The 1,051-nt window shown below is 61.9% G+C and carries 1 protein-coding gene; it reads right to left on the reverse strand.

The genetic code is table 11. The annotated features are described in order from the left end of the window. The coding region (locus tag B7G52_RS23750; protein ID WP_170954864.1) for a tetratricopeptide repeat protein at positions 1 to 1,051 on the reverse strand (1,051 nt) is incomplete at both ends.

Genomic DNA, 1,051 nt, shown 5'->3' on the forward strand with positions numbered 1-1,051 from the left:
GTCTTGAGCGCCGGCTGCACTTCCAGCACCACCCGCGCGCCCAGTGCCGCCACTTGCCGGACGTAGCGGCAGAACTGCAGGGTGTCGCCTAGACCTTGCTCGGCGTGTAGAAGTATGGTCTTGCCTTGTAGCGGCTCTTTCCCCAGCCACAGCGGCTGGCTGAAGTTGCGAAGCTTGTCCTTGTTGAGCTCTCGCTTCCAGCGCCATTCGTAGTTTTGCCAGCCTTGGACAAAGTCGCCCAGCAGCAGCCGGCACAGCGCTTCGTTCCAGTGGGCTTCGGCATAGTCGGGTCTGGCTCGCCATGCTTTTTGATAACTTGCCAGCGCTTCCTGCGGACGCCTCAGCTCCAGCAAGGCCACGCCCCGGTTGTTCAAAACTTCTGCATGGTTCGGACTGACCTGCAGTGCGCGCTCATAACTTGCCAGCGCTTCTTCAACACGCTGAAGCCTTCGCCAGGCATTGCCGCGATTGACAAGAGCGTCCACAAAGTCCGGCTGAACGTCCAGCGCGCGACCGTAACTCTGAAGCGCCTCCTCCGTTTTTCCCTGGGCTTGCAATACATTGCCCAGATCATTGAGTACGCCCACATGGTCAGGCCGGGTACTGAGCGCCTGCCCAAACAAAACAACTGCGGCAGCGTTGTCCTTGCGATGCGCCGCAATGGTCGCCAGCATCTGCAGCGCACCAAAGTGCCGGGGCTGCGCAGTCAGAATCTCCTTGTACAAAGCCTCGGCCTTGTCCAGATCGCCATTTTTATGCAGGGCCAAAGTGCTGGTCAGCTTGCCCGCCACGCTACGCGTGTCTGCAGCCGCGTTGTCTGTGTCTCGGCCCAGACACACCGCCAGCGCCTGCTGCACCTGAGCCAGCACACTGGCCCAGTCGCCCCGGGCGGGCTGCCTGAACAGCCGCGCTGAGCCGTACCACGGGCTGTCGCTTCGCTCGAGCAGCCAGCGCCAGTCGGGACTGAAGGGCAGCATGATCCACACTTCCTTGCCCATGGCCCCCGCCAGATGCGCCACGCTGGTGTCCACCGTGATCACCAGGTCCATCA

Source organism: Polaromonas sp. AER18D-145, from assembly GCF_002379095.1.
Taxonomy (GTDB): domain Bacteria; phylum Pseudomonadota; class Gammaproteobacteria; order Burkholderiales; family Burkholderiaceae_C; genus Polaromonas.